A 16,182-nucleotide genomic window follows, 5' to 3' on the forward strand; every position below is an offset into this window, starting at 1 on the left:
GGAGAACCACCATGCACAGCAACGACGTTCAGGAACTGCTCGACCGCGCCGCCATCACCGACACGCTGTACCGGATCGCCCGCGCGATGGACAGCAAGGACTGGGAACTGCTCGCGGCCGGCTACACCGAGGATGCCCAGGGCGACTACGTCAACGCAGCCGCCAGCGGGAATGCGGAGATCGTCGAGGGCGCCCGGGCCTTTCTGGGGCCGCTCGATGTGACCCATCACGCCGTGCACAACATCGAGATCAGCATCGACGGCGACGTCGCCACCACCCACGCCACGATGACGGCCCAGCATGTGCGGGGTGGAGAGCAGTTCCTGCTGGGCGGCGCCTATGACGACACCTTCCGGCGTACCGAGCAGGGCTGGCAGATCAGCAACCGTCGCATCCGGGGCCTCTGGAGCACAGGGGACCCGGCCGTTCTCACGGTGCCTGTCTCCTGAGTCGATCGGTGCGTGAGGGCGTGCTCGGCGGACCACGACGATGGCCCGGTCGAGGAAGTCGGTGCGCGGTCCGGTCCGGTACAGGGTGATCTTCCCCGAGGTCGCGGATGCGCCTGGTCCTAGAAGGGGTGCGGGTCCAGGGTGCGGTGCACGTAACGGCCCTCCCGCAGCGCCTCCACGGCCGGGTGGGTCTCGCCCAGGGCCTCGCGCAGGCGGCGCAGCGCGTCGCGTTCGGCGCCGGCGTTGCGGCCCTCGACGTCGGCTCGGATCAGGGTCAGGTTGGCCACCGCGCGGGCCGTGTCGGGGTGCTCGGGGCCCAGCAGGCGTTCGATGCGTTCGGTGACCGGGACGATCATCGCGTACGCCTCGGGGACGGCGCCCCACTCGGCCGTGAAGATGGCCTGGTTCATGCGGGCCGCGAGGGTGTACGGGTGGTCGGGGCCCAGACGCCGTTCGAAGCTGTCGGCCGCCTCGCCGGCCAGGCGGCGCGCGGTGCCCAGGTCGCCGGTCGCGCGGGCCACCGTGGAGCGGTTGTTCAGGCAGGTCAGCGTGTGCGGGTGGGAGGCGCCGAGGCTGGTCCGGTAGGACCGTTCGACCCGGGCCATCTCGTCGGCCGCCGTGTCGGGCTCGCCGATCGCGGCCAGGCTGACCGCGCGGCTCAGGCGGCAGGCCAGGGTTTCCGGGCTGTCCGGGCCGAGCAGCCGGTTCAGGTTGTCGTACGCGGTGTCGAGCCGGTTGGCCGCTTCCCGGTTGCGCCCGGCGCTGCGTTCGGAGACCGCCAGGTTGGCCATCACGCTGTACGTGCGGGGCGAGTTGTCGCCGAACGCCTGCCGGGTGCGGTTGAGGATGTCGGTCAGCAGCGTGATCGACTCCAGGTACTCGCCGGCCTCGCGCAGGTCACGGCCGAAGTTGGAGCCGACCGACAGGGTTTGGGTGTGGTGTTCGCCCAGCACCAGAGTGCACCGCTCGTACAGGTGGCGTTCGCGGTCGCGGGCCTCGCGCACCCGCCCGGACAGCCGCAGCGAGCTGGCCAGGTTGTTCATCGCCATCATGGTGCGCAGCACGTCCTCGCCGAAGATCTCCGTCCAGGCGGCGGTGGTCTGCTCGTCGAGGCGCAGCGCGTCGGCGTACAGGCCCAGGGCGCGCAGTGAGGCGCCGAGCCCGCCGGCCGTGGTGAGCGTGTTCGGGTGCTGGTCGCCGAGCAGTTCACGCTGCTCGGCCAGGACCTTCTCGTCGAGCGCACGGGCCTCGGCGAAGTCGGCCCGGTCGCGCAGGATGTTGGCCAGGTGGAACTGCAGCTGCAGCAGTTGCCGGCTCAGCGACGCGCGGGCGGCGTCGCCGGGCAGTTCGTCGCGCAGCTCGGTCCAGCGGCGCACGTACTCCTCGGCCAGGCGGCGGCCGTCGTTGTAGCCGCCGGACTGCCACACGTACCGGACCCGGTCGATGATCAGCCGGCGGACCGATTCGGAGTGCGACAGGTGGGCCCGCGACGCCTCCAGGTGCGGCCACAGCTGCCGGAACCGGGCCCAGGTGGCCGGGTCGTCGACCTCGCCGGTCGGGCGGGCCGCCGCGAGCACCAGGTGCACCTCGCGGCGGGCGTCGTCGCGTTCTTCCGGGCTGAGCCGCTGCCGGACGACGTGCTGCACGATGCGGTGCACGTGGATCTGCCCGCCGCCGATGTCGAGCTTGAGCAGCGCCAGCCGGTTGATCTGCTGCACGAGGGCGCCGCGGTACATGGGGTCGGTGACCATCGGGTCGAGCGGGCTGAGCAGCTCGGCCATCCGGTCGCTGTAGATCAGGTCGAGGGCGATCTGCGGCGCCAGCACCGAACAGAGCGTGAGCAGCCGGTACGCCGCGACGGAGCGCTCCTCGAGGCGTTTGAGCGACAGGTCCCACACCGATTCCAGGTTGGCCGGGCCGTACCGTTCGATGTGCTCGAGGTAGTCGTCGATGGGTGCGCCGGTGTCGGCCAGCCACGCGCCCGCGGCGGCGACCGCGATCGGCAGGTCACCCAGCAGCTCGGCCAGCCGCGACGCGTCCTCGGTGCGCAGGCTGGGCACCCGTTTGCGCAGGTGGGCGACGCTTTCCCGGCGGTCGAAGACGTCGACCTGCACGACCTGGGCGCGTTCGCCCCAGGCGGCGTCGCGGGAGGTGACGATGACGTGGCCGCCGGGGCCGCTGGGCAGGAACCGGGTGACCGCCGCGATGTCCTCGGCGTTGTCGAAGATGACCAGCCAGCGGCCCAGGGTGCGGCCGCGGCGCAGGGCGCCCAGCACGGCCTGGGCCTGGTCGGCGATGCCGCCGTCGGGGGCGAGGCCGAGTTCGCGGGCGAGGTCGGACAGCTGGGTGTCGACGAACGTGACCGGGTCGGCGTCGATCCACCACACGAAGTCGTACGCGTTGCGGAAGCGGTGGGCGTACTCCATGGCGACCTGGGTCTTGCCGATGCCGCCCATGCCCTGCAGCGCCACCGGCGACGCGCCCGAGAGCACCACCGGGCTGCTGCTGCTCTGCAACTGGTCGCGCAGGTCGAGCAGGTCCTTCTCGCGGCCGGTGAACTGCACGTTGCGGATGGGGGCGTTGAACAGCACCGTCGAACGGCCCGGGAAACGCAGCCCGATGCGGCCGCGGTCGAACTCGTCGACGGGGTGCCCGACCAGCCGCAGCAGCCGTCCTACCGCCGCCTCCTCGGTCTGGCCGACCAGGAACGCCGAGTCGCGTTCGGACTGCCCCCGCAGGGCGCTCACGTCGGCGACGTAGACGACCAGGGGCGTACGGGGGTCCCGGCCGGACGGCACCCGGGCCTGCTCGGCGAGCGCGTTGGCGCCGGAGACCACGGTCAGCGGGCGGCCCTCGGGGGTGGGCACGCTGTCGGCGTCCGGGTCGACGGCGACCGCGTTGACGGTGACCCCGGCCGTCTGCAGCACCTTCGCGATCCACTCGGCCCAGATCCGGTCGTCGGGCGCGTACCGCAGGGCGATCGTGGACTCCGGCAGGACCGCCGGGCGCACGAACCGGGCCGCCGTGCGTTCGCGCAGCGACTCCTCCATCGGCGGCAGGGCCGAGATCTCGCCGCCGGTGATGTAGTGCGTGATGGTCTCGTACGCGGCCAGCATCGAGCTGCGCGAGCCGGGCCGGTCGCCGAAGGTGGCCAGGGTTTCCTCGTACGCGTAGAACGGCACGTACGGCACCTCGACCGTGGACCAGTACGCGTCGCGTTCCCGGCCCTGCATCCCGGCGGGCAGGCCGCTGAACCGTTGCCGGGCGGCGAGCCGGCCCGCGTCGGCGCGCTGCAGCTCGGCCAGGTCGACGCGCATGGGGACGGGCAGGATGCGGATCTGCCGGCGGCCCTGCTGCGCCGAGACGTTGGCGGCCACCGTGGCGGCGCCGTCGATGCCCTGTTCGCTGAACGTGAAGCAGTCGATCAGGACGTCGGGCATGTGGACGGTGCAGATGCCGGCGACGTCGCTCCACCCCGTACGGGAATCGATGAGGGCGTAGTCGTAGTGCCTGCGCATGTCCTCGCGCAGCGCGTCGAACAGCTGCCCGCCGCCGAGCCGTTCGTAGAACTCGTCCCAGTCGCGTTCGTACACGCTGCGCGCGTAGTCCTGGTTCTGGCTGCCGGCGCCGAGGAAGTCGAGCGTGCCGCCCTCCGGGAAGTGGTCCCAGCTGATCGTGAAGGCGTGCCGGCTGACCTTCGCGTACTCGCGGTGCCAGTCGTCGTCGCGTTCGACGTCCTGCAGGGTGGCCTGTTCGTAGCCGCGGACCAGCTCGATCACGCCGCCCGAGTCGGCCAGGGCCCGCGGGTCGATGAACGGCCGGAAGAACCGGTGCAGCCCGGGCGATTCCAGGTCCCAGTCGGCGACCAGCACCCGTTTGCCGTTGGCGGCCAGGATCCAGGCCACGTTGGCCAGCGCCATCGTACGGCCGGTGCCGCCCTTGTACGAGTAGAACGTGACGACCTTCCCGTCACGGTTCTCGGTCATCGCTGCTCCCCGTGAGCTTCGGCAGGGTCGAGTCGGCGCCCTTGGGCAGGAACACCGGTGCGGTCTTGCGGTACGCCGTGCAGGCCTGATCGATGATCGACGGCATCCGCTCGACGAGCCGGTCGGCGTCGCGCAGCAGCGTGATGCGGCCACGGGCGATCCCGGCGGCGATCAGGGTATCGGCCACCCGGGCGTGCAGGGTGGCGCCGCGCGCGGCGTACTCCGGATCGCTGCGGTCGGCGACCAGCAGCACCGTCGCCCATTCGGGGATCCGCCCGGCCAGCCCGGCCAGCCGTTCGAGGCCTTCGGGGGTGGCCGCCACCCACGGGTCGATCAGCACCAGCGCCGCCCCCTGGGCCAGCGCGCCGAGGTCGGCGGGCCGGTCGACGATGCGGGCGGGCTGACCCAGGCGCTCGGCGACGTTGGCGACGTACTCGGTGATCGGGAAGTGCTGCAGGTCCCGGTACGGGGTCCACGCGCGCGGCGACGACCCGTACGAGCCGGGCGAGCGGCCCGGCGGCACGTCGGCGCGCTGCGGGGCGAGCACCCCCACGGTGAACAGGATCTCGGTGGGGGCGGTCGGCTCGGCGGTGACCTCGTCGATCGCGACGGCCAGGGGTGCGGGCTTCGGGGCCTCGGCGGCCAGGGTGACTATCCGGTACGCCAGCCGCCGCACGATGGTGCGGTACTGCTTGCGGTACAACCCGAGCCGGGACAGGGCTTGCAGACCCTCCTCGGCGTACTCGGGGACGCCCGCGCCCAGGCGCAGCGCGGCCGCCCGCTCGGCCTCGTGCTCCCAGGACGGCCACGGCACCCATAGCACGGGCACCAAGAAGTGGTCGGCCATCGCGGGGTCGGCGTAGCGGCTGGCGAACGAGGCCCTTTCCCGCAGCGGCCACGACTTGTTGAAGTAGCCCGGCGAGTAGAGCGCGACGAAGACGTCGGTGGTGCTGAGCACGCCGGCCAGCGCCGCCTTCCAGTCGGTCAGCGGCTGCACCAGGTCGTCGTAGTAGCCGACCTGGGCGCGGCGGTCGGCGCCGACGAGCCGGGCCACCTCGGCCGACAGCTCGGTGAACAGCTGCCCGGCCCAGTGGTCGGTGTCGGGCCGGTCGCCGGCGCGCAGCCGCACCGAGTGGCCGTAGCTGAGGTAGAAGTAGTACCGCGTCACACGTCCGCCCTCCGCTCGAAGTCGGTGCGCAGCTCCCCCGAGCCGGGCAGGTGCAGCGGTTCGACCCAGTAGTTGTGGCGGATGTCGACGACCCGCTGCGCGATCCGCCACACCACCGTGTCGAAGACCAGCCGTTGCCCCGTACGCAGGAGCCCGAGCAGCCCCTCGGCCTGGTACTCGGCGCGGTAGTCGTCGCGCAGCCGGGTCGGCACGAACAGGTTGACGTCCGAGACCACCGGCGGCAGGGGCGTGCTCAGCGGCGTCCACAGCACCGGCACCACGGCCGTCTCGTACGGCTGGGCGAGGCTGTGACGCGGGCGCACCTCGCGGCGGGTGAACAGGTCCCACTCGCGGGCACACCACTGGCTGCCCGTCAGGTACGGCGTGGACAGCAGGCAGATGAAGACCTGGCAGGTGCCGGCCGCGTGCAGCAGCTGCCTTTCCCACAGCTCGCCGCCGCCGCGGGCCACGTCGAGGAAACCGGGATCGCGGCCGGGCATCGAGCCGATCAGGTTGTTGACGTTCTCGCTGAGCTCGTCGAAGAACTGCATGACGAACCGGTTGGGCTCACGCGGCTGCCCGGCGCCGTGCTTGGCCGGGTCGGGCCGCCAGTAGCTCAGGAAGAACACCGGGGCCGACGGATCGTCGTGCCCCGCCGCCTCGGACTTGCCCGCATCCTCTGCCACAGGACGCTCAGTCAACCACGTGATCGCAACCTCCATCCAGGACGGTCGCCGGTCAACCCGGCCAGCTGTTCACCGTGTCGGCCATGCGGCCCACGAAGCGCGCGCCGGCCGGGGTGAGCCGGTCACCCGAGCGAAGCGCGTCGATGGCCGCGGCGGTCCAGTCGCGGTAGGTGCGGAACAGCCCGCGGCCCTGGTCGTCGCCGTTGCGGTCGGCGCGGCGCCGCCACACGTCGGCCACGGCCAGATGCGCGTACGCCCCCTGCAGGGCCGCCTCGACCGGGCGCGGGTCGGGTCGCCAGCCGACGCGCAGCCGGTCGCCGCCCGCGTCGTCGGGCACCAGGTCGATCAGGTCGAGCACGGCGCCCAGCTTGGTGTGCTGGAACTCGTGCACCAGCAGCACGGCCAGCTCCGGCGCTGCGGTGTGCGCGATGCCGAGCGCCCCGAACGCGTGCCGGGACGTGGCGCTGCGGAGCGTGCCGTCCGGCGCGGGGGCGAGGGGGACGATCGCGCGCAGCCCCTGACGCAGGCCGCCGAGCTGGTCGGGCGCGTCCAGGCTCAGCGCCGACCACGCGCCGGCCAGCGCCGCCGACCATCCACCGGCGGCCGCCGCGTCCAGGTGGCCGGTGGCGGCGTGCTCGAGGCGGTCACGGTACGGGTCGGCGTCCTCGAGCAGGATCCGTACGCCGTCCACGGTCACCCACCGCGCCTCGTGCCACCCCCGCGCAGCGCCGCCGGCCGTGACCGTTGTGCGGCCGCCCGGCCAGCGCAGCGTGAACGAGCCCGGCCCGGCGGTCACGATCACCTCGGCCGCCGGGGCCGCGAAGAACCCGACAGTGGGCAGGTGGATGCGCCCGCCGTGGGCCCGCACCGGCACCTCGGCGGCCAGCCCGGCGCGCACGGCCACCGCGGCGGCGATCGCGGCCGCCCAGTCCGGGTCGCAGTCGCGGCCGCCGTCGAGGCAGCTGACCGCCCACGACCTCACGAACGGGTGCCGCAGCACCTCGTCGAACACGCCGGGCGCCTGACTCTCCAGCTCGGCCAGCAACCGGCTGCCGAACGCGGTCTCGCCCGCCACCTCCGCCACCAGGGCCCGGTTGACCGCCAGCTCGGCTTCGGCCAGCAGCGCCACCGCCGCGGCGTCGCCGTACCCGTAACCGAGACCGTCGAAGGCGTCCGCCGGGAGCGCGCCGAGATCGCCCGCGACCGGACCGGGGTGCTCGTTGATCGCGATGATGAGCTCCTTCAGGTCGTCGCAGTACACGGAGGGGTTGTCGAAGCCGGCGGCACGCGACCAGCGGTGCGCGGTGAGCCCGCCGCCGCACTGCCGGACCAGCGAGCACGCCCGGCAGGTGGCCGACAGCGCGGACAGCCCGGCCCGGCGGCGGCGCATCGCGGGCAGCTCGGTCACGTCGTCGGCCGAGGCGTCGAAGACGGTCAGCCCGGTCGCGCCGCCACCGGGCCGGGTCGTCTTCATCGAGTCGGGCTCCTCCCACGCCCCGTCGGTCTCGACCACCACCACGTCACCGGTGTCGACGCCCACGGCCTCGGTCTGGGACGGGCCGCCGAGGCCCAGCGAACGGATCGAGTCGAACAGGCGTACGGGAACCGGCCTGTCGTCGGCCGCCCAGCGGTTGTGGAACGTGGTCAGCCACGTGCCGAGGGGCGCGGGCGGCGGGGTGTCCCAGGTGGCGTGGGGCAGCAGCAGGTCGATGCGGGGCGGCTCCTCGGCCAGCAGGGCCTCGTAGACGGCGATCGGGTCGTTGGCGGCGTCGACGGTGCACAGCAGCCCGGCGTAGAGCGGGCGGTAGCGCGGCTCACGCAACCGTCGCAGCGCCGCCCGGACCCGGTCGTGGCTGGACGCGCCGTTGCGGTAGCGGCGGTGACGGTCGTTCTCGGCGCGGCCGCCGTCCAGCGACACCCCGACCCGCACCCCGAACTCGAGCAGCAGGTCACAGGCGGGCTCGTCGAGGCGTACGGCGTTGGTCTGCATCCGCAGGTCGAGCTCGCAGACACGCGAGATCGTGCCGCGCAGCTCCTCGAGGACAGCGCGCAGCCGCCGCGGCCCGAGCAGCAGCGGCTCACCGCCGTGCAGCACCACCCCGACCGAGGTCAGGCCGTGCCGGGCGGCATGCTGCGCTATCCGGCCCGCCGCGGCCCGGGCAGTCTCCGGCGCCATCGCCGCGGGCCGGCCCCGCCACGACTGGTCGGCGTGCTCGTAGACGTAACAGTGATCACACGCCAGGTCGCAGCGGCTGTGGACCTTCAGCACGAAGTGGCGCAGCGGGCGCCACGGCGTGTCCACCCCGGCTCAGATGCCCGAGGTGAAGGGTGTGACGTCGGATCGGTCGCGGGTCCGTTCGTGACGGACGATGCGCCGGACGATCGTCGCGGACGCCGTCCGTTCGATCCGGTCGATGGGGCTCCGGCGAGCCTCGTCGAGCGGGCGCGGAGCGGGTGTTTTCGCGGTAGGCAACGGCACGTCAAATTCCCCCAGATCCCGGTCAAAGGCATCTGGAAGCATAGACAACACTGGAGGTCATGTCACGGGCACGCAGGGTGCTCACGTACGGCCCCAGGTCAGTGCCGGTTGTGCCCGATCACCCGGAACACGGTGGTCTGTTCCAGCACCCGCGGCTCCTCGACGTCGCCGTCGCAGAGCAACGCGACCGGCTGACGCGGCAGGCCGGAGACCTTGTCCGGCATCCAGCCGACCACCAGCCACACCTTGTCATCGCGGGCGGCGGCGCCGGCCTCACGCAGATAGAGCGGAAAGTGCTGCGGGATCACGTTCCGACCGTACGCGGTGACCGGGCGCCGCGCCGGGGTTTCACGGACTGACCAGCGGCTCCGGCGTTCCTTGCACACCTCGGCCGGCACCATGACCGGCTCCTGACCGGCGGCGGACCTTGACCGTGTTGTCGGTGCGGTGGTGGGTCACCCCGTCGATGACCTGCTCGCGCGGGTGCGCCTCGGCCAGCAGCACCTCCCACCCGTCGTCCAGCTGGAGGCTCTCGACCACCTCACCGGGGCCGGGAAGCGGCGGCATGCTGTCGTGCTCGGGGCGGCGCACCGGCCCGGTGTCCATGTGCCCCTCGATCAGCAGCACCCCACCCGGCGCCACGGCGGCGGCCGCCCGGCGCAGGACGGACTCGCGGTCGAACGGGCCCCAGTGGTGCAGGAACTGAGCGCTGACCAGGTCGTATTGGCCTTCCGGGAAGTCGGCGGCCAGGTCCCGCTTCTGGAAGTCGATCGTGCCGGCGCCCCGCTCGGCGGCGTGCTGCCTGGCCCGCTCGACGGCCACCCCGGAGATGTCCACCGCGGTGACCTGCCAGCCGCGCTGGGCCAGCCAGATCGCGTCGCCGCCCTCGCCGCACCCCAGATCGAGCGCACGGCCGGCGGGCAGATCGCTCACCTCGCGCACCAGCACCACGTTCGGCTTGCCGCTCCAGATCCGGTGGCTCTCGGCGTACCGGGCGTCCCACGCATGTTCGTCGCTCATGTGCCCAGCCTGCGGCAACAGCGGTCCGATCTCCTACGAACGTTGCCGGAACAGCAAACCGGTCAGCCGGCGCGTTTGCGGGCCCGGCGGGCAGCGAGCTCGTCGCCCGCCGACGGCGCCGGGTCGGAACCGACCGGGATGGGGCCACCCGCCGGCTCGGCCGGCAGGTTGGTCAGCGAGCCCTGGATCTCTTTGAAGGCGCCGCCGATGGCGATGCCGAACACACCCTGGCCGCCCTGCAACAGGTCGACCACTTCCTCCGGCGAGCGGCACTCGTAAACCGTGGTGCCGTCGGAGATCAGCGTGATGCCGGCCAGATCGTCGACGCCGCGCGAACGTAAGGTCTCGATGGCCCGGCGGATGTTCTGCAACGACACCCCGGCGTCCAGCAGACGCTTGACGACCTTGAGAACGACCAGGTCACGGAACGAGTAGAGCCGCTGCGTGCCGGAGCCGGACGCGTCGCGGATGCTCGGCACCACGAGCGTCGTCCGCGCCCAGTAGTCGAGCTGGCGGTAACTGATGCCGACCGCCTGGCACGCCGTCACCCCGCGATAACCGACCGAGCCGTCCTCGCCGACGAGGGGACCCTCATGTTCAAGGGGCTGCTCGTGCACGCGACCACCTCCCCGCTGCGCGGTGCCGCCGCTTCACCTGGACTTCACGAGCGTATATCTCGGCGCCCGCGGAAACAGCCAGGTAACCCGGCGACACGCCGCGCACGAGCGAGGCAGATGTCGATCTTTCCCCCGGGCCGGGGACGGCTCAGCCCGCGAAATCCTCGGGACGGACCTGGTCGAGGAACTCGCGGAACTTCTCGACCTCGTCCTCCTGCTCGTCGGGGATCACGATGCCGGCCTCGGTGAGCACCTGATCGGCGCAGCGGATCGGCGCGCCCACCCGCAGGGCCAGCGCGATCGAGTCGCTGGGCCGGGCCGAGACCCGCACCCCCTCCTCACCGATCAGCAGATCGGCATAGAAGACGTTGTCCTTCAGCTCGGTGATCTCGACAGCGGTCAGCGGCGCCTCGAGGGCGGCCAGGATGTCCCGCAGCAGATCGTGGGTGAGCGGACGAGCGGGCTTGACACCCTGCTGCTCGTACGCGATCGCGGTCGCCTCGACCGCCCCGATCCAGATCGGCAGATACCGATCACCGTCGACTTCTCGCAGCAGGACGATCGGCTGGTTGCTCGGCAGCTCCACCCGGACTCCGACCACGCTCAGCTCGCGCACCGCCCGCCTCCGTGTCGTTTTCGCGCCGCCCCGCAACGGCTGCCCCTATCCTGCACGGTACACGCACGCCGTCCGGATCCTACGGCTGCCGCATACCCCTGAAAAAGCCTAGGCGAACCGGCCTCAGCGACCGAGTTCGCCGCGCAACCCCGCCCGCACCAAAGCCGCGTGCAGACGCTGCGACAGCGCCTGCAGATCGCGGGCCGTCTCATGCGCCCGGGCCCGCGCGGCCGGGTCGCTCTGCCGCACCAGCGGCGCCAGGAGCTGCGTGAACAGGCCGACCTCACGATCCGAGGCGGCCCGGAAACCCCGCAGATGCCGCAATTCCAGCCCGAACTTCGTCAGACCCACCACGGCCTCCACGATGATCACGGCGTCGCCGTCGTACCACCCCGGCGGACGCGCCGTGACCAGACCCATACGCTCCAGCTCGTCGAGCAGCTCGGCCGAGGCGCCCGTGCGCTCCATCACATCCTCCCGGGGGACCCGGGTGTCGGACGGATCGGCCGCCTTCTCACCGCCCACGGCGACCAGGGCCGGGCGGCTGGGCGCCACCGGCTCCTCGGCCTCCATGCGGTCGAGCTGCTCGCGGATCACCCGCAAGGGGAGATACTGGTCGCGCTGTGCCGTCAGCACGAATCGCAACCGCGCGACGTCGTTCCACGAGTACTTCCGGTACCCGGAGGCGGTGCGCTGAGGATCGACCAGCCCCTCCGCCTCCAGGAACCGCAACTTCGAGATCGTCGTGTCGGGGAACTCGGTGCGCAGATGGGCCAGCACCTCCCCGATGCTCATCAGCGCAGGCTCGCGCCCGCCCTGGGGACGCGAGGCCCCCGGGTCGCGCGCGGCCGCCCCCGGCGAAGTCACCCCTGGCTGCCCTCACCCTCGGGCCGCGGCCCAGCGATGAACACCAGCCGGAACTTGCCGATCTGGACCTCGTCACCGTTGCTGAGCGTGGCCGCCTCGACCCGCTCCCGGTTGACGTAGGTGCCGTTCAGCGAGCCCACGTCGCGCACCGTGAAGGTGCCGCCGTCGCGGTGGAACTCGGCGTGGCGGCGGGACACCGTCACGTCGTCGAGGAAGATGTCACTGTCGGGGTGACGTCCACTGGTCGTCACGTCGTGGTCGAGCAGGAACCGGGCACCCGCGTTGGGACCCCGGCGCACCACCAGCAGCGCCATCCCGGGCGGGAGCGAACCGGACATGCGGCTCGGCACCACGTCGGTGTCGGGACCCTCGAGCACCTCGTCGAGGGCGCCGAGGTTCAGCGTGGACGTGACGTCGAGTGGGGGGAACTCGTCGTCTGGGCGCGTCATCGGACCACCTCACGGATCAGTTGGTCGTGGCGTGCGGCAAAGGTCTCCCCCGCCGCGCCGTAAGGCTTGGACGCACGACTATCGGTTTCAAAGGCATAACACTTGTGCCCCGCAACCCTAGTCAGGGCCAATATCGCGGGGCAACCGGACGCGCTGACCTTCGGTCAGCTCTCCGTCAAAGCTTTGTATGCGCCGGCGTCGAGCAGCTGCGCAATCGCCCCGGAATCGGCCGGCGCGATTTCCACCAGCCACCCCGCCGCATACGGCTCCGCGTTGATCAGTTCGGGCTCGTCGGTCAACGAGGCGTTCTTGGCCACCACGGTGCCCGCGATCGGCGCGTAGATCTCCGAAACGCTCTTCGTCGACTCGATCTCACCCAGCGAGTCGCCCGCCGCCACCTCGGTGCCCTCATCGGGCAGCTGAACGAAGACGATGTCGCCCAAAGCGTCCTGAGCGAAGTGGGTGATACCCACCCGCACGGGCCCGCTGCCGTCGCCGGCCACCCACTCGTGCTCAGCCGTATACCGCAGGTCCTCAGGAATCACGCGTTCTCTCCCGTTTTCACGATTCCCCGGCGCCCCTTTCAGGACGCCGGACGTGCGTATTGCAATGTCTTGGCGTCCCGGACGGCGGTCACTTCGACCAACGTCCGTTGTTCCAACGTCACGCTACCGCCGCCGCTGTTCACCGACGCCACCACCCCGCCCGGGATCTGCAACGCGGTCTGCATCACCGACGGCTGCCCGATCACGGTCAGCACGTACGGTCCGGACAGGCCCTGACCGTCGGCCAGAATGCCGCCGCCCTCCGCGTCGACGAAATAGCTCGACGCCACGATCCGTACGGGCCGGCCACCCGCCCCGGCGATCTGCATGACCTCACCACCGGCGCCGCGCAGCTCCTGCACCGTGTTGAGGATCGCGCTCGCCTTCACCCCGTCGATCACGATCCGCAGGCCCGGCCCGCGCCCCGCCAGGGTTCCCGCCAGCAGGCCCAGCTCGTCGGCCCGTTTCTGCGCCTCGGTCAGCGCCGCCTCCCGGCCCGCCACACCCGAGGTGAGCTGCCGCTGACTGGTCTCCAGCGCGCTGATCTCGCTCTGCAGGCGGCTGTCGCGCGCCTCCAGGTCGCTCAGGATGCGCACCAGGTCCTCCTGCCGCGCGCTGGCCAGGCCCTCGTCGCTGTCGTTGCTCCGCAGCTGCACCACCAGCGTGAACCCGAACAACGCCAGCAACACCAGGATCAACGCGCCGGCCGAGCTGGGCCGTTTGCTGAGCAACCCGGCGGCGGTCCGGCCCGGTTGCCCCCGGTCGCGCTTCCTTCCCCCGTACGGGCTCAGGTGGCTCCTCGCTCGTCACAGGCTCGTCCGGGCCCTGGCCGGGCGGCGTCTTGGGCTGCGGGGCCAGAACCCGGGTCGCCTCCCCCGGATCCGCGGGCGCCGCCGGATCGGGGGCCGGCTCGGGCGGCAGCTCCATCGGGGTGCCGAGCCGCTGGGTCGGGCCGTCCAGCTCGACGGTCGGCAAGTCCATCGGCGGGCGCTTCGGCTGCTCGAGGGTCGGGCCGTCGTCCGTCGCGGGCTGGTCCGGGTTCGGCGGCGGCTTGCGTCCCGCCGTGGGCATGCCCGGCTCGGGCTCGTTCTGGTCGGTCATCGCGTCACCACCCGTCACGCCCGGAACAGGTGCCGGCGGATCGCCGCCACATTGCCGAAGATACGCACACCGAGCACGACCACCACCCCCGTGGAGAGCTGCGTGCCCACGCCGAGCTGATCGCCGAGATAGACGATCAGCGCTGCCACCAGCACGTTCGAGATGAACGAGACGACGAACTGCTTGTCGTCGAAGATGCGGTCGAGCTTGGCCCGCACCCCGCCGAACACCGCGTCCAGCGCCGCCACCACCGCGATCGGCAGATAGGGCTGCAGGGCCACCGGCACGGTGGGGTCGAACACGATGCCCAGAGCGACACCGGCGATCAGGGCGAGTACGGCGATCATCGGCCGCCTTCCGAGGTGGAGCGGGACGGTTCTTCAGACATCGGGGCCGAGGGCGCAGGCGGCGGCGTGGACGGCTGGGCCACCCGCAGCTTCAGCTCGGTCGCCGCCTCGAGCCGCACGTCGTCGACGGGACGCGAGTCGAACGACATGCCGTACTTGGACGCGAGCTGACCGAAGAACCGTCCCGCGTACCCGGCCTTGAAATCCTTCGCGAGGTCGTCGGGGCCGATCGCGACCACCTCGTACGGGGTGGTGACCGGCCGCAGGTCGACCAGGATCGCCTCGCCGGCCTGCCGGATCGTCGACGTCGCGGTCAGCCGCTGCCCGTTGATCGCGATCGCCTCGGCCCCCAGCGACCACAACGCGTTCGTGGCCAGCTGCAGGTCGGAGTCCTTGACCCGGGCCACGGTGTTGCGCTCGCCGGTGACCGGGTCGATCGGCGTCGGCCCGTCGCCCACCGTGATCTTGGCACCCGGCCCCCGTACGGCGGCCAGCCCGGTCGCCGCCTCGGTGTCGCGCAACCGGCGCACCTCGTCGCCGCTGAGCTCGGCCTCACGCAGCTCGGACACCTCGTCGGCCAGCTTGTCGGCCTTGTCCTGCAGCTCGGCGGTGGCGTCCCGCCGGTTCTGCACCTGCTGGATCAGCTCGGCGCGGGCAGTCGTCCGGGCCGGCTCGTCGGCGACCGTCTGCTTGTACGCCATCACCAGCAGGAACCCGAGCGCGACCAGGGTCACCACGAGCGCGCTGCCGGACAGCTGTTTACGCAGGCCGGTGGGTTCGCCCTCGCGCTGCTTACGGGCGGCGGCGTCGGCGTACCCGGGGTCGAGAGGATTACGGAACAGCTCCGTCAGGAAGTCGGGCTGGAACGTCCGCTTCGGGGGCTGCTCGCCGCTGTCCGGCATCACGGGGCCGTCCGGGCTGCGCGCAACAGCTGCGCGGTCTGCGCCAGATAGAGGACACCGGCGGCCCAGTAGAGCCCGAGCGCCCACCACGCCAGACCCCAGCCGACCGGGCCCGCCCACCAGTCGATCGACGGCACGGCCTTGGCCAGCAGCAGCACCGGGAACGCGGCCAGCAGCACGAACGTGCCGGTCTTGCCCACGTAGTGCACCGGCGGCGGGCCGTAGCCGTGGCGGCGCAGGACCAGCAAGGCGACGCCGAGCACCAGCTCACGCAGCAACAAGGCGCCGGTCAGCCAGTACGGCACGACCCCGCGCACGGTGAAGCCGATCAGCGTGGCCAGGATGTAGAGCCGGTCGGCGAACGGGTCGAGCAGCTCGCCGAGGCGGCTCACCGAGTTCATCCGCCGGGCCACGAAGCCGTCGACCCAGTCGGTGGTGCCGCCGACGGCCAGCACGATCACGGCGGCCACGTCGTTCTGCGGGCCGAGGAGGAGATAGAGGAAGAGCGGCACGCCGAGCAGGCGAATGAAGCTGATGACGTTGGGAATCGTCCAGATCCGGTTGGACGGGGCAACGACGGACGGCGCAGGCTGCTGCGACATCACGACTTCCTCCCCCTCCGGCGCCGGGATGACGGACCCGGCATGACCGCGGCGCACGCGCCGGCCCGGAAAGACGCGTCCCCCGACGCCCGGGCCCCCCACCGGCCACTCGCCGAGCAACTATAACGAGCTTCAGAATCCGCGTCGCGGACCCGCTACGTGTCGCACATCTCGTGCGCCATCCTAGGAACCTAGTTCTGTGGAGTGCCCGCCGGGGGCTGTGGACGACGCCGAGCGTGCACATCGGCTTTGTGGATAACCTGACCCGGCGATTTCGCGATCTCGGTAGGTTGGGAGTCCCCCGGGAGGGTGGGGACCAGACCCCGGAGATCAACACCCGTCGGGTGG

At 71.8% G+C, this 16,182-nt stretch carries 16 protein-coding genes; 1 reads left to right on the plus strand and 15 read right to left on the minus strand.

Annotation, left to right across the window (positions count from 1 at the left end; genetic code table 11):
• The first annotated feature begins 11 nt into the window (after positions 1-11).
• A complete protein-coding gene (locus C8E87_RS37185) occupies positions 12-449 on the plus strand; it encodes a nuclear transport factor 2 family protein (protein ID WP_133878065.1) in 438 nt (145 codons plus the stop codon).
• Between the two features lie 119 nt (positions 450-568).
• Here C8E87_RS37185 and fxsT read toward each other — a convergent pair whose 3' ends face one another.
• The 15 genes from fxsT to clsA form a co-directional block, all read right to left on the minus strand.
• Entirely contained in the window at positions 569-4,435 is a 3,867-nt protein-coding gene (gene fxsT / locus C8E87_RS37190) for an FxSxx-COOH system tetratricopeptide repeat protein (protein ID WP_133878066.1), read from the minus strand.
• On the minus strand, positions 4,419-5,603 hold the full coding sequence (locus tag C8E87_RS37195; RefSeq protein WP_133878067.1) for a TIR-like protein FxsC: 1,185 nt from the start codon (positions 5,601-5,603) through the stop codon (positions 4,419-4,421). Before C8E87_RS37195 ends, fxsT begins: the two co-directional genes overlap by 17 nt.
• Complete coding sequence (locus C8E87_RS37200; protein ID WP_166661402.1) at positions 5,600-6,289, minus strand: TIR-like protein FxsC; 690 nt, start codon at positions 6,287-6,289, stop codon at positions 5,600-5,602. The genes C8E87_RS37195 and C8E87_RS37200 overlap by 4 nt, the downstream gene beginning before the upstream one ends.
• Positions 6,290-6,341: 52 nt before the next feature.
• The gene (locus C8E87_RS37205; RefSeq protein ID WP_133878069.1) at positions 6,342-8,591 is read right to left on the minus strand and encodes an FxsB family cyclophane-forming radical SAM/SPASM peptide maturase; all 2,250 of its coding nucleotides are present in this window, start codon (positions 8,589-8,591) and stop codon (positions 6,342-6,344) included.
• A 275-nt stretch (positions 8,592-8,866) separates the two neighbouring features.
• The gene (locus C8E87_RS37210; protein WP_133878070.1) at positions 8,867-9,076 is read right to left on the minus strand and encodes a hypothetical protein; all 210 of its coding nucleotides are present in this window, start codon (positions 9,074-9,076) and stop codon (positions 8,867-8,869) included.
• A gap of 40 nt (positions 9,077-9,116) precedes the next feature.
• On the minus strand, positions 9,117-9,788 hold the full coding sequence (locus tag C8E87_RS37215; protein ID WP_133878071.1) for a class I SAM-dependent methyltransferase: 672 nt from the start codon (positions 9,786-9,788) through the stop codon (positions 9,117-9,119).
• A gap of 62 nt (positions 9,789-9,850) precedes the next feature.
• Positions 9,851-10,405, minus strand: coding sequence for a MerR family transcriptional regulator (locus C8E87_RS37220; RefSeq protein ID WP_133878072.1), 555 nt, complete (start codon positions 10,403-10,405; stop codon positions 9,851-9,853).
• 148 nt (positions 10,406-10,553) lie between these two features.
• Entirely contained in the window at positions 10,554-11,021 is a 468-nt protein-coding gene (locus C8E87_RS37225) for a bifunctional nuclease family protein (RefSeq protein ID WP_133878073.1), read from the minus strand.
• Positions 11,022-11,144: 123 nt separating this feature from the next.
• Complete coding sequence (ftsR, locus tag C8E87_RS37230) at positions 11,145-11,816, minus strand: transcriptional regulator FtsR (protein ID WP_133878074.1); 672 nt, start codon at positions 11,814-11,816, stop codon at positions 11,145-11,147.
• Positions 11,817-11,884: 68 nt separating this feature from the next.
• Positions 11,885-12,337 carry an oxoglutarate dehydrogenase inhibitor Odhl gene (gene odhI / locus C8E87_RS37235; protein ID WP_133878075.1) on the minus strand — a complete coding sequence of 151 codons (453 nt, stop codon included), beginning with the start codon at positions 12,335-12,337 and terminating at the stop codon, positions 11,885-11,887.
• Between the two features lie 164 nt (positions 12,338-12,501).
• A complete protein-coding gene (gene gcvH, locus C8E87_RS37240) occupies positions 12,502-12,882 on the minus strand; it encodes a glycine cleavage system protein GcvH (RefSeq protein ID WP_133878076.1) in 381 nt (126 codons plus the stop codon).
• A gap of 38 nt (positions 12,883-12,920) precedes the next feature.
• Positions 12,921-13,613 carry a DUF881 domain-containing protein gene (locus C8E87_RS37245; protein ID WP_243755192.1) on the minus strand — a complete coding sequence of 231 codons (693 nt, stop codon included), beginning with the start codon at positions 13,611-13,613 and terminating at the stop codon, positions 12,921-12,923.
• Between the two features lie 384 nt (positions 13,614-13,997).
• The gene (locus tag C8E87_RS37250) at positions 13,998-14,330 is read right to left on the minus strand and encodes a small basic family protein (RefSeq protein ID WP_133878077.1); all 333 of its coding nucleotides are present in this window, start codon (positions 14,328-14,330) and stop codon (positions 13,998-14,000) included.
• A complete protein-coding gene (locus tag C8E87_RS37255; protein WP_133878078.1) occupies positions 14,327-15,232 on the minus strand; it encodes a DUF881 domain-containing protein in 906 nt (301 codons plus the stop codon). The genes C8E87_RS37250 and C8E87_RS37255 overlap by 4 nt, the downstream gene beginning before the upstream one ends.
• Positions 15,232-15,834, minus strand: a complete 603-nt coding sequence (gene clsA, locus C8E87_RS37260; RefSeq protein ID WP_133878079.1) for a cardiolipin synthase ClsA — start codon at positions 15,832-15,834, stop codon at positions 15,232-15,234. Before clsA ends, C8E87_RS37255 begins: the two co-directional genes overlap by 1 nt.
• Positions 15,835-16,182: the final 348 nt, after the last annotated feature.

Origin of the sequence: Paractinoplanes brasiliensis (assembly GCF_004362215.1) — a bacterium.
Classification (GTDB): Bacteria; Actinomycetota; Actinomycetes; order Mycobacteriales; family Micromonosporaceae; genus Actinoplanes; species Actinoplanes brasiliensis.